Origin of the sequence: Comamonas sp. Tr-654, assembly GCF_011752915.1 — a bacterium.
Lineage (GTDB): Bacteria > Pseudomonadota > Gammaproteobacteria > Burkholderiales > Burkholderiaceae_C > Comamonas.
The window spans coordinates 763,839-777,892 of the sequence record NZ_VWWQ01000001.1 but is presented as its reverse complement, the minus strand read 5'-3'; the positions used below and the strand labels follow the sequence as shown (position 1 = coordinate 777,892).

Sequence of the window (14,054 nt, the reverse complement as noted above, 5' to 3'; positions counted from 1 at the left end):
TTGCAGTGGCTGTAACCGGCAAAACTGGGGTTTACCGGTATGTTCGAGCATCGAGTAAGCATGATCCGCATGCCGGGTTCTGGCGGCATCTGCGGCATGGCTGCTTCAGGCCCGACCGTTCGAGCTTGGCCGATGTGCAGCAGCTTTGTAATATCTTCTGCTTTGACTCAGAGGTCAAAGGCTTGCGCGTCCGGTCTGTTGATCAGGCAGTCACTTTCGGTGCGCTGCCAGATGCAAGCCGGTTCGCAAATCGGTCCATATAGCCAAAACGCTTGTCAAACATTTCATATATGTCCAATCATTAACACCTTTGCCAACCGCTTGCTCAATACCGGTGCAGATATCGATGACGGTGCGGGTGTCAGGGTCGGTCAGAAATTAATGTGCCGCAGCATTCGCAATCAAGGTGAGAATGTGGCGATGGAGAAGAATAGTTATATTTCGTCACTTTCTGATTCTCGACTGGATACCCAATCGCAACTGCTTGAGGTAGCTGTGGCCCAGGCATTTAATGCCGTGGTGATAACCGATGCTGAAATGGCTGACGGTGGCCCGTTCATTCGCTATTGCAACAAGGCATTTACCAGCATGACGGGTTACTCCACAGTGGAGCTGCTGGGCCGGTCTCCGCGTATGTTGCAGGGCCCCGAGACGGATCCGCAGGTGATTGGGCAATTGCGCCAATGCCTTGCCGAGGGACGCTTTTTCGAAGGCAGTGCAGTCAATTACCGCAAGGATGGAACGCCATACCATGTGTCCTGGAATATATCTGCCGTGCGGGATGTAGACGGGAAGATCACGCATTTTGTATCCGTGCAGCAGGATGTGACGCAGCAGGTGGAAAGCGAAAGGCAGCGGGATTTGATGATCCAGGCATTGAACTCGGCCAATGCGCCGGTATTCATTACCGATCGCAATGGCTACCTCGTGTTCGTCAATGATGCTTTTGAGCGTCAGACGGGTTATTGCGCAGCCGAAGTAATGGGCCGCACGCCGGCCATGCTGCACTCCGGCTCACATACGGCACAGTTTTATTCCGAGTTGCGCGATGCCTTGGTGCGTGGAGAAAACTTCAGCCGGACTTTTATCAATCGGCGCAAGGATGGCGAGCTCTACCATGCCTCCCAGAGCATTTCGGCGCTGCGCGATGCCCGGCACCGGATAACGCACTATGTGAGCATTTCCAAAGACATCAGCGACCTGGTTCAGCGTGAACAGGAACTGCTGGTGCGGGCCTACCGGGATGATCTGACCGGCTTGCCCAATCGCAGTGCCGGAAGTTATGAACTGGAAAATTGCCAGCGAATTGCCGAGCGTCAAGGCGTTCCCTATGCACTGATCATGTGCGACGTCGACCTGTTCAAGCAGGTCAACGATCAGTTCGGCCATGAGGCCGGCGACCAGGTTCTGCAGCAGATCGCAAAAGTCCTCAGGAGCACCGTACGGTCCTCGGAGCATGTTGCGCGCTGGGGTGGCGAGGAATTCCTGATCATCGTACCGGGCGTCGGCCTGCAGGCGGCCCTGGAGCTGGCCGAGCGGCTGCGCCGCAGCATCGCATCGCACAGCTACGCGGCGGCAGGAACCATCACCATGTCGTTCGGCGTGGGCGGCTGGCAGGTCGGTGAAGCCTCTGCGCAACTGCTGCACCGCACCGACATGGCCTTGTACCGGGCCAAGAGTTCGGGCCGCAATCAGGTCCAGAGGGCTCGCTACCCGGACCAGGGCGACGAACTCGAGCGCAGCAAGGATGGTTCTCGTGACGCCTGGACCGTCCCGCTCACCGGAGCCGGTAACTGATATTTGTCGGGAAATCGATTTCTCGGCTTTTGGACACTTGCTAACATCGCCCCGAATTCAACAGTCCACTGATCAAACGGACTCCTTCTTTCTAACCTCAGAGCATGGGTAGCCACCAATGTGTAGCCGCGCGAATGAGCTTTACTGATCGGCTGATTCATGCCTAGCAATTTGCAGCTCTATTTGTTGGTCGCGCCGGTGTGCATCACCGCGCTTGGCGCACTCATGGCTTTTTGCTGGCTGGCGCAGCGTCGCTCGGTGTTCCTGCTCTCGACGGCCTGCGGTCTGACGCTGACGGGGATTGCCCTGGGACTGCAATGCTTGATGCCTGCCGGTGAGCTGGTGAAATGGGCTGTTTATACCGGGCCTGTATATCTGCTGGGGGCCTGGCTCTGCACCTGGGGAGTCGCACAGAAATTCTCCGTTTCCTCCTATCCCAAGACCTCGGCCCTGGTGTCCATCATCGTTGTCGCTGCGCTCTATGAATACAGCGTCGTGCAGAACAATATTGCGGCGCGGGTGCTTTGGCTCAATACCGGGCTGGGCATCATTCACTTCATTCCCTTTCCTGCCATTGCGCTGAAAAAGGTCAAGCGTGACGGGCTGGAAAAGCTGCTGTACTGGTCTTACGGCGTGTTCGCCATCTATACGGTGCTGCGACCGGTCATGGTGTTGTACCTGGGCTTCAGCGAGCTTCAGGACATGCTCAGCTCGATCTACTGGCTGGTCACCATGCTGGGCTCGCTGCTGTTCAGTCTGGTCTTCTCGGGACTGATGCTCATTGTTTCCATGGCGGATGCCATGTCCAAGCTCAGGGAGGAGCGCAACCACGATGCGCTCACCGGGGTATTGAACCGTCGCAGCTTCTGGGAGCTTGCAGAGCCGCTGGTCCGCGATCGAAAGGCGCAGCCGATCTCGGTGGTCGTGGCCGATCTGGACCACTTCAAGCGGGTCAACGACAGCTGGGGGCACGAGTTTGGCGACAAGGTGCTCAAGGCCGCTGCGCAAGTCATACAGGCAGGGGTGCGCGGCACCGACCTGGTGGCGCGCTTTGGCGGCGAGGAGTTCGTGCTGCTGCTGACCAATGCCGACATCGATACCGCAGGGCGGGTGGCCCAACGCATCCGTGTTGGAATCAGCGAAGCTATAGACGCTCTGCCTGACGGTCAGCGTGTGACCTTGAGCCTGGGCATCGTGGCATGTCCCTTGGGCGGCGATTTGCGCGAGGCCGTGATGCAGGCTGACCGGCAACTCTACAAGGCCAAGGAGCAGGGGCGCGACCAGGTTGTCGTGCTCGATCCGACGGGTTCTGCAGCAGCGGCTTGAGCCACAGGCGCTCAGCCCTTCTTGCTGAAGAGGGAGGGCCGCTCCGTCGCTTGCGCGGCATCGCGCAGAAAGGGCGGTACGGACAGGGCGAGCAAGAGCGCGGCCAGCGGTACCACGCAGATAAAGCCTATATGCTTGAAGCCCAGGGCGCCGGTAATGCCGCCCAGCACGAACATCGCTATCAGTCCTGCCGAAACCTGCATGCGGCGCCAGTCGTGCCGGACCAGGGACGGCAGGGGCAGGCCGGCCTGGGCGTGGCGCTTCCAGAAGAACATCTTGCCCAGCTCCATCCCCAGATCCGTGAAATTGCCGGTCATGTGCGTGGTGCGCGTGCTGCCGCCTGAAGTCTTGGAGCCCACGGCATTTTGCAGCCCCATCATGAACGACAGCAGCAGCACGGTCAGCGGCACCGCGAATGGGGTGTTCCAAGTCAGGGTGACAGCGCCCATCAGACCGAAGGCGATCAGCATCAGAGCTTCCAGCATCAGGGGCAGGGCATAGACGCTGTATAGATGCCGTTGGCGCCCCCAGTTGACCAGCACTGCGCAAACGGCCGCGCCGGTCGTGAAGGCGATGATGGCGCCCAATGCGTTCAACAGCAGCGTGGCGTTTTCCAGCACCATGCCGTCGGCCACCTGCGAGGCGAAGCCCGTCATGTGCGAGGTATACATGCGCAGCACCAGAAAGCCGCCTGCATTGACCGCGCCGGCGTTGAAGGCCAGCAGCAGACCCAGGGCGATATTGGTGGACGGCGTGCGGTGCCGGTTGGTGAGATGGCGAAGTCTGCGCATCAAGGATTCCACTGACAAAAGTGCAGCCATGGCGGATGCAGCAATGCCGGCGAGCCGGGCGCCGACAACCCATGGTGAATCATTGATTGTGGGCCAAATTGGATCAACGAGCTGTCTGGTGCGTGATGGCCGGACACCTGGCCTACATTAGCAGGGCCATGGGATGGTCTGCCGGCATGGTCTGTTCGAAGCTGATGTCCGGGTAGAGGCGGCCTTCCACATGCACGCGATCACGCCCTGCATTCTTGGCGCTGTAGAGCAACTGGTCAGCCTGGCGCAGCGCTCCTTCAAGCTGGTTGGCATTGTGGATGGCGGTGATGCCAAAGCTCAGCGTCACGGCCGGCCCGTCGGGCAGCACCTTCTGGTCGTTTCTCAGTTCCAGGCCTATGCGCCGGGCGACCTGCTCGGCGCCCGGCAAATCAATGCGGGTCAGTAGCACCATGAATTCCTCGCCGCCAAAGCGTGCCACCAGATCATTGCTGCGCACATTGTGCTGCATGGCTCTGGAAACCAGTTGCAGCACCTCATCGCCCTTGTCATGCCCCCAGTTGTCGTTGATGCGCTTGAAGTGATCGATGTCGCTGGCTACCAGCGCCATGGGATACAGGTGCTTGTCGGCCAGGCGGTGCTGTGCGGTTTCGCCAAAGGCACGGCGATTCAGTACCTGGGTCAGAGCATCCAGATCGCGCTCGGTGCGCAACTGGCGCACGGTGTCGCGGATGGTGACGGCGCAGATCAGCACGGTGAAGAGCAGGGCAAAAAACAGAATGCTCATCAGCGTGGTCAGCCAGTAGGTCGAGTTGGCCTCCATGGCATCGCTGAGGCCGTTATGCGCGAACGTTGCCACCAGCGTCGGGCGCAGCATGGTGAGGACGGCATAGGACAGATAGGACCACAGCAAAGTCCTGTCCAGCCAGTCACTGGAGAGGCCCCGCCTGAGGACTGCGGGTACCGGCAGCAGAAGAATCATTGCGACGCCTATGCTGAATGCGTGCAGCCGACCTTCGGGGTTCTGCGTCAGATTGGCGAAGTAGTACAGCGATGCCAGGGTGATGGAGCACAGGGCAAGGACGGCGAGCGGATGCATCGGCACATGCCGGCGCTCTGAAAAACTCTTGGACAGACACCAGGCTCCCGCCAGAAACAGCCCGTTGACGAGAACCACATAGTGGTTGAGGACCTCGAACTTCAGCACGCTGCGAATGCTGACGGACACTGCCGTCAGCATGAAAGCGGCGCACAGCCAGAGCAGAAAGCGTTGCCGGGGCTGGGTCACCCAGCACACACCGAGCAAGCCTGCGAGGAACAGCAGTGACAGCGATGGCATCAGCACATAGATGTAGTCGTTGCTCGTATGCATACACGCAGCCCTTCTGCTAGTGATTACCAACAGACAGGCCAGACTGGCCATATCTCTCATGGAATCTAAATGCCAAGGCGATCGGCAATGTGTCAGTCGCTGATCTTCCGGATCAGAAATTAACAACTTCTTGCGATTTCTGACAGTTCCCTTTTTCCTTTTTTTGAGGGGAAATGACTAAAAGTGACATTCGCTGACAGCGTGCGCCAGGATGGCTGGCACAAACCCTTGGCCCAAATGGGTGAAGCCCTGATGAAATGGCTCTGAAGCATGACTTTATGAGCCTTAGCGGGAGGGTGGGCATTTGCTACATTGGGCCCATGAAAAAAGCACTTGAAACCACCGGCGCCGTTCTTGGCGCGATTGCCATCAGCGGCTGTGCCCAGCCTCAGGCCACAACGCCTGCCGGGCCCATGGTCGGCATGGCCAACCCTGCCTCGGTCTACTGCGCCAAGCTGGGCGGCAAGACCCGTATCGAGAAGGCGAGTGCTGGCGAGCGCGGCATCTGCGTGCTGCCCGACGGCAAGGAAATCGACGAGTGGGAACTGTTCCGCCGCGACCACCCCTCCCGCTAACGACGCCCTGACCCTGGCGTCGGGCGGGCCTGGCCACCGGGCGAGACGGTGCAGTTCATGCTGCGCATGAGCTGCGTGCCGGCAGGGCTGACCTGCATCTGGTGGGCCTCAAGGCTGCCGCTGCGGCCCGCGCAAGCTCGCTGCTGCGACCAGGAATGGCAAGGCCCGTCAGGTAGCAAACCTTGCGGGCCTTGATGTACATGCCGAACTTAATGAATACCAGCTGAATTTGTGAGCGCCTTGCGCTTTCTATATATGAATTTCAAGGTGTTTTTATTCTGAAAACTATGTATAGATTGCGATAGAAGCTTTGATTTCTATAGCTGCGGGCGGGCAGATTGATGACCATAACGCTGCGGCTGCCGCCGCGGATGGGCGATGTGCGTGGCGGCAGGTCAGGGCTTTTCGCGCAGGCATTGGACGGTGTGGGCATCCAGCCATTCGGCGTGCATGCCCGGGCAGGCGAAATCATCGCGCACGGATTTGGTGAGGGTGGTTGGTTCGTCCGCCTGGGCGCTGGGAGTTGCCAGCCACAGGGCACCCATGCCGATGGCGGCGACGAGGATCAGGGATTCGATGATCTTTTCCATGATGTTTCTCCGGTCTGGCGCTTATCAATCAAGCGCATATAGCTATCAGAATTGATGGATCAAGCGTTCAAAGCGGCCAGGCTTCGGGCGTGGTTGCAATGACGGCGACGGCGCCGATGAGGCCCAGCAGCGCAAGCACCCATTGCGCGGCACTCAGAAGCTTTGCTCCAAGGCCGGGGCGAGCAGGAGCAGGACCGCCAGGAGCAGCGCGAGCAGGGCGGTGGGGATGTGTGGCCATTTCACAGGCCTCCCTTCTCGCGCAGGCGCTGCACGAGGTCTTCATCAACGGGCTGAGGGACGGTGCTGTACAGCATGGAATTTCCTTTTGGCGAGAGGCAGGCCCGCTGCATGGGCGGGGGCGAATAAAAAGGCCAGTGCTCTTGCGAGCAGGCGAAACCAACGAAGGTGCGGAGTGAATGCGCTTCGCGCTCTGGCGGGGAAAACGAGGGCTGAGGCACGGATCTGCAAGCAGCGATTGCATAGGATTTTACTGTTATTTTTATCAGTGCTGTTTATTTGTACAGTAGTTTAGACCTGGCCTGTACAGCGCGTCAACAGGCGTGAACACAGGGTGTTGCGTGGCTGCAGCGGATGTCTGCGGGCAAAGAAAAGCCCACCGGCTTTCGCGGGTGGGCTTTTGAGTAAAGGCCGATGCCTTGCGGCGTGCCTGAGGAAGCGGAGGGAGGGTCAGAGAACCTCAGGCTCGGCAGAAAACGATGAGCGTCTTCACCATCGGGTGTGACGGCTGCGGCGATCCGGCGATCCGGCGACCCGGCGCTCCGGCGCAGCCCGCGTTTGGTGCACTGCAGTATCCACAAAGCGTATTTCAGGCCTTGATTTTGAGCAAGACCCTTTGCCCGGACGATCACACCGGATGGCCCCGCTTGACCCTGCGGGGAGAGGTCGCGTTTAGAACGTGTTGACGATCTCCTCGCGCCGCGACAGTGGCTTTGCGGGATGGGATGCAAGGCGCGATACCGCAGCAATAGCTGTGCTATTGCGAGGATTCGCAACGCCGCAGACCGCCCGCAAAGTCCCTGTCCCGAAGGGTTGGAGCGAAATCGGGCGATTTCTGTGCGCTGACTCTTGCTTGCACCCCGGTGCAAGCGGCGAGCCATCGCTTCGAACTCATCCCGATTGCGCTCCAACGCGGCTGCGTAGAGATCGTCAACACGTTCTGGCGACCCGCGGGGCCGGGAGGCCACATTTGAAAATCTCCGGGCAAAAAAAAGCCTACCGCGAGGTGGGCTGAACTCCAACAGGATGGCGGCCGGCGCTCACCGGCCTGCAGTTCTTCTTCGGATCGGGCGCCTGCGCTTGCGCAGCTGCGCGCCGGGCTTAGACAAAGGGCACACCGTAGTGGTCGTAGACTCGGCGGCCGTAGTCGTCGGTGTATTCGGGCAATGCGCCACCGGCGTAATGAGGGGCGTTTTCAAGCCGTTCCTTGGTGACGGAAACCACGTAACCGCCTTGACTGGGCTCGTATTTGAGGCTGTCCCACGGCAGGGGATAGAGATCCGAGCCTATGCCCAGGAAACCGCCAAATTGCATCACTGCGTATCGAACCTTGCCGGTGAGCTTGTCGATCATCAGTGAGTCGATGGACCCCAGCTTGTCGCCGTTGGGGTTGTAGACATTAGTGCCATTGACGCGATCGGATGAGATGACAGGTGAGGCTGATTGCATTCCTGCTCCTTTCTTTGCGTGGTTCAGAACAGCGCTGGCGCACAGGGCCAGCGCTGAGGCGTGCACTTTCAGTTCTGGGGCGTCTTGTGCTGCTGCCCATGCTGCTGCTGGGCAGGACTCTTTTGCTGGCCCGGGCTCTGCTGCTGTTGCTGGCCGGGCTGGTTGGTGTTCTGGCCTGGCTGGCGTTGACCAGGGCTTTGCTGCTGCTGTTGCTGCTTGTCCTGCTGGTTGGGGCTGTGCTGCTGATTGGCTTGTTGCGTCATTTCCTTCACTCCTTCAGGTTGGTGATCAGCAAACCGGTTGGCTTGCTGAGGGCCCATGGTCACCGAGTAAGGAAAAACCCTTCTGTAGGAGAACGGGGCGCAAGCCTGAAAACTGTGAGTGAGCCGCCATTACGTAGCATTTGGTTTACGTTTGAGGCGGAACTCTCGATATTCCTCACACAAGCCATCACAAAGTGCTGCGGGTGATGGCCCGGCACAAGGTGCACACGGGCGTGGAGTTGCAGAGCAGACTTTGCTGGTTGAGGGCAGGCGATAAAGAAACGTGGCGCCAGGAAGCAAGGCGCAGCCTCCTGCAGGTGCATTGTCGGACTTCGGGTTGAACATTTTGATACAAATAAAGACCTCTGGTATTTTTGGGGCTGAACATAGAATGACATTTCAATAGGCATATACAAATCAATCAATGAACAATTTATCGGGAATCAATAAAAACCCAGTAAAAATAAGAATTCTGATTTATTTGTTGCCTATCGCAGGATTGTTTTCAGGAATATTTTTCGGTAGCAGACTTGATTTTCAGCATTTTGAAAATCAAGCTGAAATACAGCATGCATTCATCTTGAAGCGAGCCATGAGGGAGAGGCAGGAAGAAACAAAAATCTTCGATGCTCTTGACTCGATAAAAGCAGGCTGCAGCTTTAATGATATTCAGGAGATGAAAGGCTATCTTTCCCAATCTAAATATATAGCGGATATCGGGAGAATGATTGATGGAGAAATAAGATGCACTGCAATGTCGGGGCTCGTCGAAGGAATAAGGCTGCCGCAATCCGCTTCAAAGCAGCGAGATGATGGGGCATTGGTATGGCAGGATGTTGAATTTTCTCAGCTCAATAAAGAAACAGGATCGGTTGCCTTGAGTGGCAGTGTGGCTATCTTCACCCATGAGGATCTGTATGACGATCTGGCTGCAGAAGGTACTAATTCAGTGGTGCAGATTAACTCCAGAGATCAGGAGATAATTTATTGGTATTCCAGGGTTTTGGATAATTACAGGTTCAAGAAAGAAGGTTTTATATCCGGGTATATCTGGCCGCAGCTTCAAAAAACGAGTTGTCTGTCGGATCTTTGCGTTCAGTCCGAATTCAGGGTTTCATGCCGACTCAACACCCTGGTATTGTCAGCGCTGGGTTTGGCGATTGGCCTGCTGCTGGCGATAACCAGCGGGATGCGCTGGCGAGTCAAGCACGGACTGCGTTACAGGCTGGTCGAAGCCATGAGGTCAAGGCAGATTTTTGTAGAGTATCAGCCTCTGCTTGCTGTTGCAGACAAAAGAGTCGTCGGAGCGGAAGCACTGGCTCGTTGGCGGCATGATGAAGTTGGCTCGGTCTCGCCCGATATATTTATTCCTTTGATTCAAAAACTGGGCTTGCGAAAAGAATTTACCAGATATATCGTCACCAGCATTATCGAGGAGCTGAAGGTCAAGCTCAGGTCAGAAGATGATTTTTATGTGGGTATCAATGTCTTTCCTGCAGATCTTGAAGAAGATGATTTCTTCTTGTTTTTGCATTCAACTCTGAAAAGAATGAATATTCCTGCAGGAAAAATAGTTCTGGAAGTGACCGAGGGCAGCCAGTTCAGTGTCGATGATCCGACGAGAATATTCGAAAAATACCGATCCTTGGGAGTGAAGATCTACATCGATGATTTTGGTGTGGGGTACTCCAACATCAGCCGCATGCTTGAGGGTGGTATCGACGGTATCAAGCTGGACAGGGTCTTCATCAGATCCGTGGATTCGCAGGCAGAGACGGTGTCTATTTTCGATAACGTGGTGGCAATGACGCAAAAAATAGGAGTGCAGATTGTCATTGAAGGAGTAGAGACACTTGAACAGCATCAATACATTGCCAGGCTGGCTCCCGGGGCGATTGGGCAAGGCTGGTTCTATGGTCGCCCAGGACCGGCCAGCGCTCTGACTGTCCATTGACGGCGGGGCCGGCTCGCATTGCAGCCACGCAAGCTGCAGCAAGTCCGGCGATCACTCCCATGGTCGGAAGGCACCGCTTCCGGAATGCATGGCGCTTGAATGCCGAGCAATCAACTGTAGCCGCAGCACAGGTAATCGCCGGACATGCCGAAGCTGAGCTTGATTATCAATTTTGATAGCTTTAATCGCTTGATTGTTAAGCGTTTGAGGCCGATTTTCCTCAAATCTGCTGGCGCAGTACTTGGAGCTGGACTTCTCCGCACCTATCAAAGGCTTTGTGCAGGCCTATGCTGCTTTTGCCGGCAGCTCGCTGAAGCCGCAAATCACTGTGACCAGCCCGGTGCTCAGCGGCAATGCCTTCAGCGCACTGGTCAACAGCAATATGGCGGGCCTGGGCGGTGTCTTTGACCCGGGCCATGCCGTGCTCACGCTAATGGTCTACGTCAAGAACGAAGGCAGCCATGGCCTGATGGTCTATCAGACAGAGTGCGTGGACCTGACGCTCATGAACTATCTGCTGGGCCAGGCACCAGCGCAGCGCTTGACGAAATGCCAGGGCAAGCCCTTGCCGTTGGATGCCCAGGTGCAGAAATTGCAGGCGCGCAGCACGAGGTCCTTGCCGACCTCAGGGCAGGAACCCAGCAATTTTGAAGATCCGGAACTGGCTCGGGTGCTGATCGAACGCCTGCGCAAGGCCATCGGCTCTGCATCGTTGCATTGAGGTAACACTGCGCAAGCATTCAACTCAGCCCTCGCTGCTGGGCCGGGCGTGCGCGATGCTTACGACGACGTCCTGGCTATTCGCCATCAGATCTCGACTGCGGCTCTTGCCGTGGGGTTGGGCGTGGGCTCGCCGATCTTGTGCAGGGTATTGCGGTCGGTATGGGCAAAGGGCTCGCTCTGACCGGGGATGGCGAGCGTGGTTTCCTGTTCGTACGACCAGGTGCCGTCGGCGTGCTTGGTGACGGTGATGGTGTAGGCGTCGGTTCTGAAGGCGTGCTCCAGAAATGGGTTGCTGGAGATGCCGTTGACCGTGGACCCGCGCACGGCACTGAGGGTGAAGCTGGTGGCGTCGGCCGTGGTTTTCCCCGTGGCCATGGCCGTCTGCCCGCGCGGGATGCTCAGGGTTTGAATGATGTTGCCGGTGGCGGGCTCCCACAGCCAGTAGCCGACCTGGTCGTGAAAGGTTTCCACGTCGTCGGGCTTGACGATGCGCGTGTGATAGCGCAGACCGTAGAAGAGTTGGGGGCCATTGGTCTGCGCATCGATGGGCTGCAGCTCCATGTGCTCGATGAAGGCCTGCTTTTCGGGGCCGTCGGCCTTGGGATTGATGTCCAGGCCACGCCTGCCGGTCCAGATGCCAGCCATGCCGGTGAGCGGGCCGAGATTGGCCAGAGTATTCACATCAGGTGTGGGCTCGGTGTAGATGTCCTTGGGAAAGTTTTCCATATCGTGTAACGAGCTTTCACTTTGAATCTGGTGAAGCCAGTTTACAAGCCGCGGGTCGAGGTGAAATTGACAGTAGTCAAGATGCCGGGTACACCAGAACTGCCGGTGAGAGCAGTCAGGTGCTTTCTTCGGTTGTGAGCGTGAAGCGTGCACTCTCGCCGCGCTGGGCTGCATCACGTGTGAGAAAGATCAGCACGCGGTAGCTGGCACCTCTTTCGACGCGGAAAGTACAGATGTTTTGCTTGGCCGAGCCTGCACACAGCGGCTGAGCATTGCCGTCCTTGAAGATGTTCATCTGGCTGGACGGATTGTTGGTGTTGAGCGTGACGGTCATGCGCTGGAAGGGCCGCGTTTCCAGTCCATATTGCACAACCCCATTGCCGGTGATCTGGCCGCTGTAGGAGTTGGAGTAGCCGCCCGGCGTCGTGAAGGCGGCCTGAGCCATTGAGCTGCTGCTGAGGTGTAGGGTCATGAGACTGAGCAGGGCAGCAGTTGCAAGCATCGGTTGGAAGCGGGTCATGCAACTCTCCTGAAGGTTCTGGACAGGATGGCGCCCCTGGCGCTGCGGCAGGCGTCTATGGCGACAGCCGGGCCGCCATCTCCCTCCACTGCGCCCTAGCGGCAGGAGACATTGCGCCAACTGAATTTGCCGTCATTGAAGAACTCTGTCCATACCGACATGATGGGAGCCTGGCGGTAAGAAAACGTAATCTGGTTAGGGATCTTCGGCCCCAGCGCAGCGGGCTGGCCATCCTTGTCGAAGACCTTGACAATGAAGAGCGTGACGCCGCCGTCTTCGTCGGTGTTGAGGACGACTCGGTAGTCCTTGGTGAAGATATCCCAGTCGAATTGCTTGGTCACATACGTGTGCAGCCGGACAAAGGCGCGATTCGCGTTCTTGGCGGCAGGATTAACTTTTCTCATATTCACACTCCCAGTTGCTCAACCACATGCCGCAGAACCTGCGAGCTGACATTTCTTTGCATTTGAGTGATGTTGTATCAAGCGGATGTAAGTAAGTATGTAGGCACTTACAGATCGCGCCGATGGATAGCTCTGATCCCGTTTGTGAGCTTGAAGGAAGCCTGGAGGCAGCACTTTGCTGGTGCGGCTGTCATCTTTTCTTGATGAAGTAAGCGTGCTAAGTAACGGAGGGAAAAGATAGTTTTTGTTAATTGGGTCAAACCTGTGCAAGTGTGGAAATCCGCTCTGTATTTCAGGGCAGAGAAGCGAAATACGAACGAGGCGATGTCGATGTCCGCGAACAGAATTCGCGGCCTGAATCGCTTGGTTGCCTGTCTCGATTCGAGCAAGAAAAATCATGACTAATCTGCGCTGACCCTGGGTGCTGCGACATAGGACTTCGAAGCAGGGGACGCTGGCTTAATCCGCCCGTTTTGTGCTCAGGCCGCAGCCTTGAGTCGTGGGGGCCGTGTCGCTATGGGCTTCTGAACCGGCTCGCATTGTCGGATCGCCCATCCATGAAGCCACCGCGCGCAAGCTGATTGCCCTGGAGCGCTTCAGTGGGCATGAGTTAGCAGGACCGTAACTGAGCCGGTGCAGCGAGGACAGACAAGGGCGCAGGGTGAAGCATGGTCGATGCGTCCATCGATGCATTGACATGACGGATGCGGCAGCCCGAGACCGTAGATTCCTAGGGTTTCACCGGGCTGGCTCTCTTAATTCAGCTATTGACAGCCTTAAACCCTGAGCCTACTGGTGATGTGTATTTTGTTTCAGACGAAGTTTTAGGTAAATTGTGCGTAGGAAAATTCTGAAAGTGATGTGCAAATGGCGATTTAGCCTGGTGCGCTATTGAATTCAAGAAAACTCATGCCTCACCACCTGCAATACACCTTTGCCTCCCGTCTGGATGCCTGGATCAGGCATATGAAGATGGCCAAACCGTGCCATACGCAGCAGATGGCCTATGAGCTGGTGATTGACAGCTGGGTGCATGTCAACGCGGAGCTCGGTGCTTCACAGGAGTTCCTGAGGGCTTTGCGCCGGCGCCGTCTTTGTGAGGAACATGGCTGGCGGGGCGTGAACACCAGCGTGGCACATTGGGATCTGGACGATGACCGGACGGTGCGGATCTATCTGCATGAAGACGGCTCCATCGTGGTGCAGCAAATGGATTCGCAGAATCTCCAGATCCTGTTCACCTTGCCCGGCCATCGAGAGCGCTTGGGTGAGACATCGGCACGATGTGCCTAGCACCCCAAAAAAATGCCCGCGCAAGGCGGGCAAGTTTCGGGGTCCC

15 protein-coding genes are annotated in these 14,054 nt (G+C 57.2%); 6 read left to right on the top strand and 9 right to left on the bottom strand.

What is annotated here, in order from left to right; translation table 11 throughout:
- Positions 1–39 precede the first annotated feature (39 nt).
- Both F3J24_RS03460 and F3J24_RS03455 read left to right on the top strand, forming a co-directional pair.
- Positions 40–1,797: a diguanylate cyclase gene (locus tag F3J24_RS03460; protein ID WP_240154229.1), complete on the top strand. Its 1,758-nt coding sequence runs from the start codon at positions 40–42 to the stop codon at positions 1,795–1,797.
- 159 nt (positions 1,798–1,956) lie between these two features.
- Entirely contained in the window at positions 1,957–3,123 is a 1,167-nt protein-coding gene (locus F3J24_RS03455; RefSeq protein WP_167002720.1) for a GGDEF domain-containing protein, read from the top strand.
- Between the two features lie 11 nt (positions 3,124–3,134).
- Here the strand turns inward: F3J24_RS03455 and F3J24_RS03450 are convergent, their stop codons facing one another.
- Both F3J24_RS03450 and F3J24_RS03445 read right to left on the bottom strand, forming a co-directional pair.
- A complete protein-coding gene (locus F3J24_RS03450; protein WP_167002718.1) occupies positions 3,135–3,914 on the bottom strand; it encodes a YoaK family protein in 780 nt (259 codons plus the stop codon).
- A 142-nt stretch (positions 3,915–4,056) separates the two neighbouring features.
- Positions 4,057–5,274 (bottom strand): diguanylate cyclase, encoded by a 1,218-nt coding sequence (locus F3J24_RS03445; protein ID WP_167002716.1) that lies wholly within the window; start codon positions 5,272–5,274, stop codon positions 4,057–4,059.
- 320 nt (positions 5,275–5,594) lie between these two features.
- Between F3J24_RS03445 and F3J24_RS03440 the strand changes: the two genes are divergently transcribed.
- The gene (locus F3J24_RS03440; RefSeq protein ID WP_167002714.1) at positions 5,595–5,849 is read left to right on the top strand and encodes a DUF333 domain-containing protein; all 255 of its coding nucleotides are present in this window, start codon (positions 5,595–5,597) and stop codon (positions 5,847–5,849) included.
- A 395-nt stretch (positions 5,850–6,244) separates the two neighbouring features.
- Here F3J24_RS03440 and F3J24_RS03435 read toward each other — a convergent pair whose 3' ends face one another.
- The 4 genes from F3J24_RS03435 to F3J24_RS03420 form a co-directional block, all read right to left on the bottom strand.
- Positions 6,245–6,439 carry a hypothetical protein gene (locus F3J24_RS03435; RefSeq protein WP_019042799.1) on the bottom strand — a complete coding sequence of 65 codons (195 nt, stop codon included), beginning with the start codon at positions 6,437–6,439 and terminating at the stop codon, positions 6,245–6,247.
- A 67-nt stretch (positions 6,440–6,506) separates the two neighbouring features.
- On the bottom strand, positions 6,507–6,677 hold the full coding sequence (locus tag F3J24_RS03430; RefSeq protein ID WP_155293384.1) for a hypothetical protein: 171 nt from the start codon (positions 6,675–6,677) through the stop codon (positions 6,507–6,509).
- Positions 6,678–7,777: 1,100 nt separating this feature from the next.
- Positions 7,778–8,125 (bottom strand): PRC-barrel domain-containing protein, encoded by a 348-nt coding sequence (locus F3J24_RS03425; RefSeq protein WP_019042797.1) that lies wholly within the window; start codon positions 8,123–8,125, stop codon positions 7,778–7,780.
- Positions 8,126–8,193: 68 nt separating this feature from the next.
- Positions 8,194–8,388 carry a hypothetical protein gene (locus F3J24_RS03420; RefSeq protein ID WP_167002712.1) on the bottom strand — a complete coding sequence of 65 codons (195 nt, stop codon included), beginning with the start codon at positions 8,386–8,388 and terminating at the stop codon, positions 8,194–8,196.
- A gap of 424 nt (positions 8,389–8,812) precedes the next feature.
- Between F3J24_RS03420 and F3J24_RS03415 the strand changes: the two genes are divergently transcribed.
- Together F3J24_RS03415 and F3J24_RS24800 are read left to right on the top strand one after the other, a co-directional pair.
- A complete protein-coding gene (locus F3J24_RS03415; protein WP_167002710.1) occupies positions 8,813–10,342 on the top strand; it encodes an EAL domain-containing protein in 1,530 nt (509 codons plus the stop codon).
- 241 nt (positions 10,343–10,583) lie between these two features.
- Positions 10,584–11,063: a hypothetical protein gene (locus tag F3J24_RS24800; protein WP_205244585.1), complete on the top strand. Its 480-nt coding sequence runs from the start codon at positions 10,584–10,586 to the stop codon at positions 11,061–11,063.
- A gap of 86 nt (positions 11,064–11,149) precedes the next feature.
- Here F3J24_RS24800 and F3J24_RS03405 read toward each other — a convergent pair whose 3' ends face one another.
- The 3 genes from F3J24_RS03405 to F3J24_RS03395 form a co-directional block, all read right to left on the bottom strand.
- Entirely contained in the window at positions 11,150–11,791 is a 642-nt protein-coding gene (locus F3J24_RS03405) for an FABP family protein (RefSeq protein WP_167002708.1), read from the bottom strand.
- A 115-nt stretch (positions 11,792–11,906) separates the two neighbouring features.
- On the bottom strand, positions 11,907–12,311 hold the full coding sequence (locus tag F3J24_RS03400) for a DNA breaking-rejoining protein (protein WP_167002706.1): 405 nt from the start codon (positions 12,309–12,311) through the stop codon (positions 11,907–11,909).
- 95 nt (positions 12,312–12,406) lie between these two features.
- The gene (locus F3J24_RS03395; protein WP_167002704.1) at positions 12,407–12,715 is read right to left on the bottom strand and encodes a hypothetical protein; all 309 of its coding nucleotides are present in this window, start codon (positions 12,713–12,715) and stop codon (positions 12,407–12,409) included.
- A 909-nt stretch (positions 12,716–13,624) separates the two neighbouring features.
- Between F3J24_RS03395 and F3J24_RS03390 the strand changes: the two genes are divergently transcribed.
- Positions 13,625–14,008, top strand: a complete 384-nt coding sequence (locus F3J24_RS03390) for a hypothetical protein (protein ID WP_167002702.1) — start codon at positions 13,625–13,627, stop codon at positions 14,006–14,008.
- Positions 14,009–14,054: the final 46 nt, after the last annotated feature.

What these genes read in the sequence shown, in the direction of transcription:
- F3J24_RS03460 (WP_240154229.1), top strand. Translation starts at nt 40, where the DNA reads ATGTTCGAGCATCGAGTAAGCATGATCCGCATGCCGGGTTCTGGCGGC.
- F3J24_RS03455 (WP_167002720.1), top strand. Translation starts at nt 1,957, where the DNA reads ATGCCTAGCAATTTGCAGCTCTATTTGTTGGTCGCGCCGGTGTGCATC.
- F3J24_RS03450 (WP_167002718.1), bottom strand. Translation starts at nt 3,914, where the DNA reads ATGCGCAGACTTCGCCATCTCACCAACCGGCACCGCACGCCGTCCACC.
- F3J24_RS03445 (WP_167002716.1), bottom strand. Translation starts at nt 5,274, where the DNA reads ATGCATACGAGCAACGACTACATCTATGTGCTGATGCCATCGCTGTCA.
- F3J24_RS03440 (WP_167002714.1), top strand. Translation starts at nt 5,595, where the DNA reads ATGAAAAAAGCACTTGAAACCACCGGCGCCGTTCTTGGCGCGATTGCC.
- F3J24_RS03435 (WP_019042799.1), bottom strand. Translation starts at nt 6,439, where the DNA reads ATGGAAAAGATCATCGAATCCCTGATCCTCGTCGCCGCCATCGGCATG.
- F3J24_RS03430 (WP_155293384.1), bottom strand. Translation starts at nt 6,677, where the DNA reads ATGGCCACACATCCCCACCGCCCTGCTCGCGCTGCTCCTGGCGGTCCT.
- F3J24_RS03425 (WP_019042797.1), bottom strand. Translation starts at nt 8,125, where the DNA reads ATGCAATCAGCCTCACCTGTCATCTCATCCGATCGCGTCAATGGCACT.
- F3J24_RS03420 (WP_167002712.1), bottom strand. Translation starts at nt 8,388, where the DNA reads ATGACGCAACAAGCCAATCAGCAGCACAGCCCCAACCAGCAGGACAAG.
- F3J24_RS03415 (WP_167002710.1), top strand. Translation starts at nt 8,813, where the DNA reads ATGAACAATTTATCGGGAATCAATAAAAACCCAGTAAAAATAAGAATT.
- F3J24_RS03405 (WP_167002708.1), bottom strand. Translation starts at nt 11,791, where the DNA reads ATGGAAAACTTTCCCAAGGACATCTACACCGAGCCCACACCTGATGTG.
- F3J24_RS03400 (WP_167002706.1), bottom strand. Translation starts at nt 12,311, where the DNA reads ATGACCCGCTTCCAACCGATGCTTGCAACTGCTGCCCTGCTCAGTCTC.
- F3J24_RS03395 (WP_167002704.1), bottom strand. Translation starts at nt 12,715, where the DNA reads ATGAGAAAAGTTAATCCTGCCGCCAAGAACGCGAATCGCGCCTTTGTC.
- F3J24_RS03390 (WP_167002702.1), top strand. Translation starts at nt 13,625, where the DNA reads ATGCCTCACCACCTGCAATACACCTTTGCCTCCCGTCTGGATGCCTGG.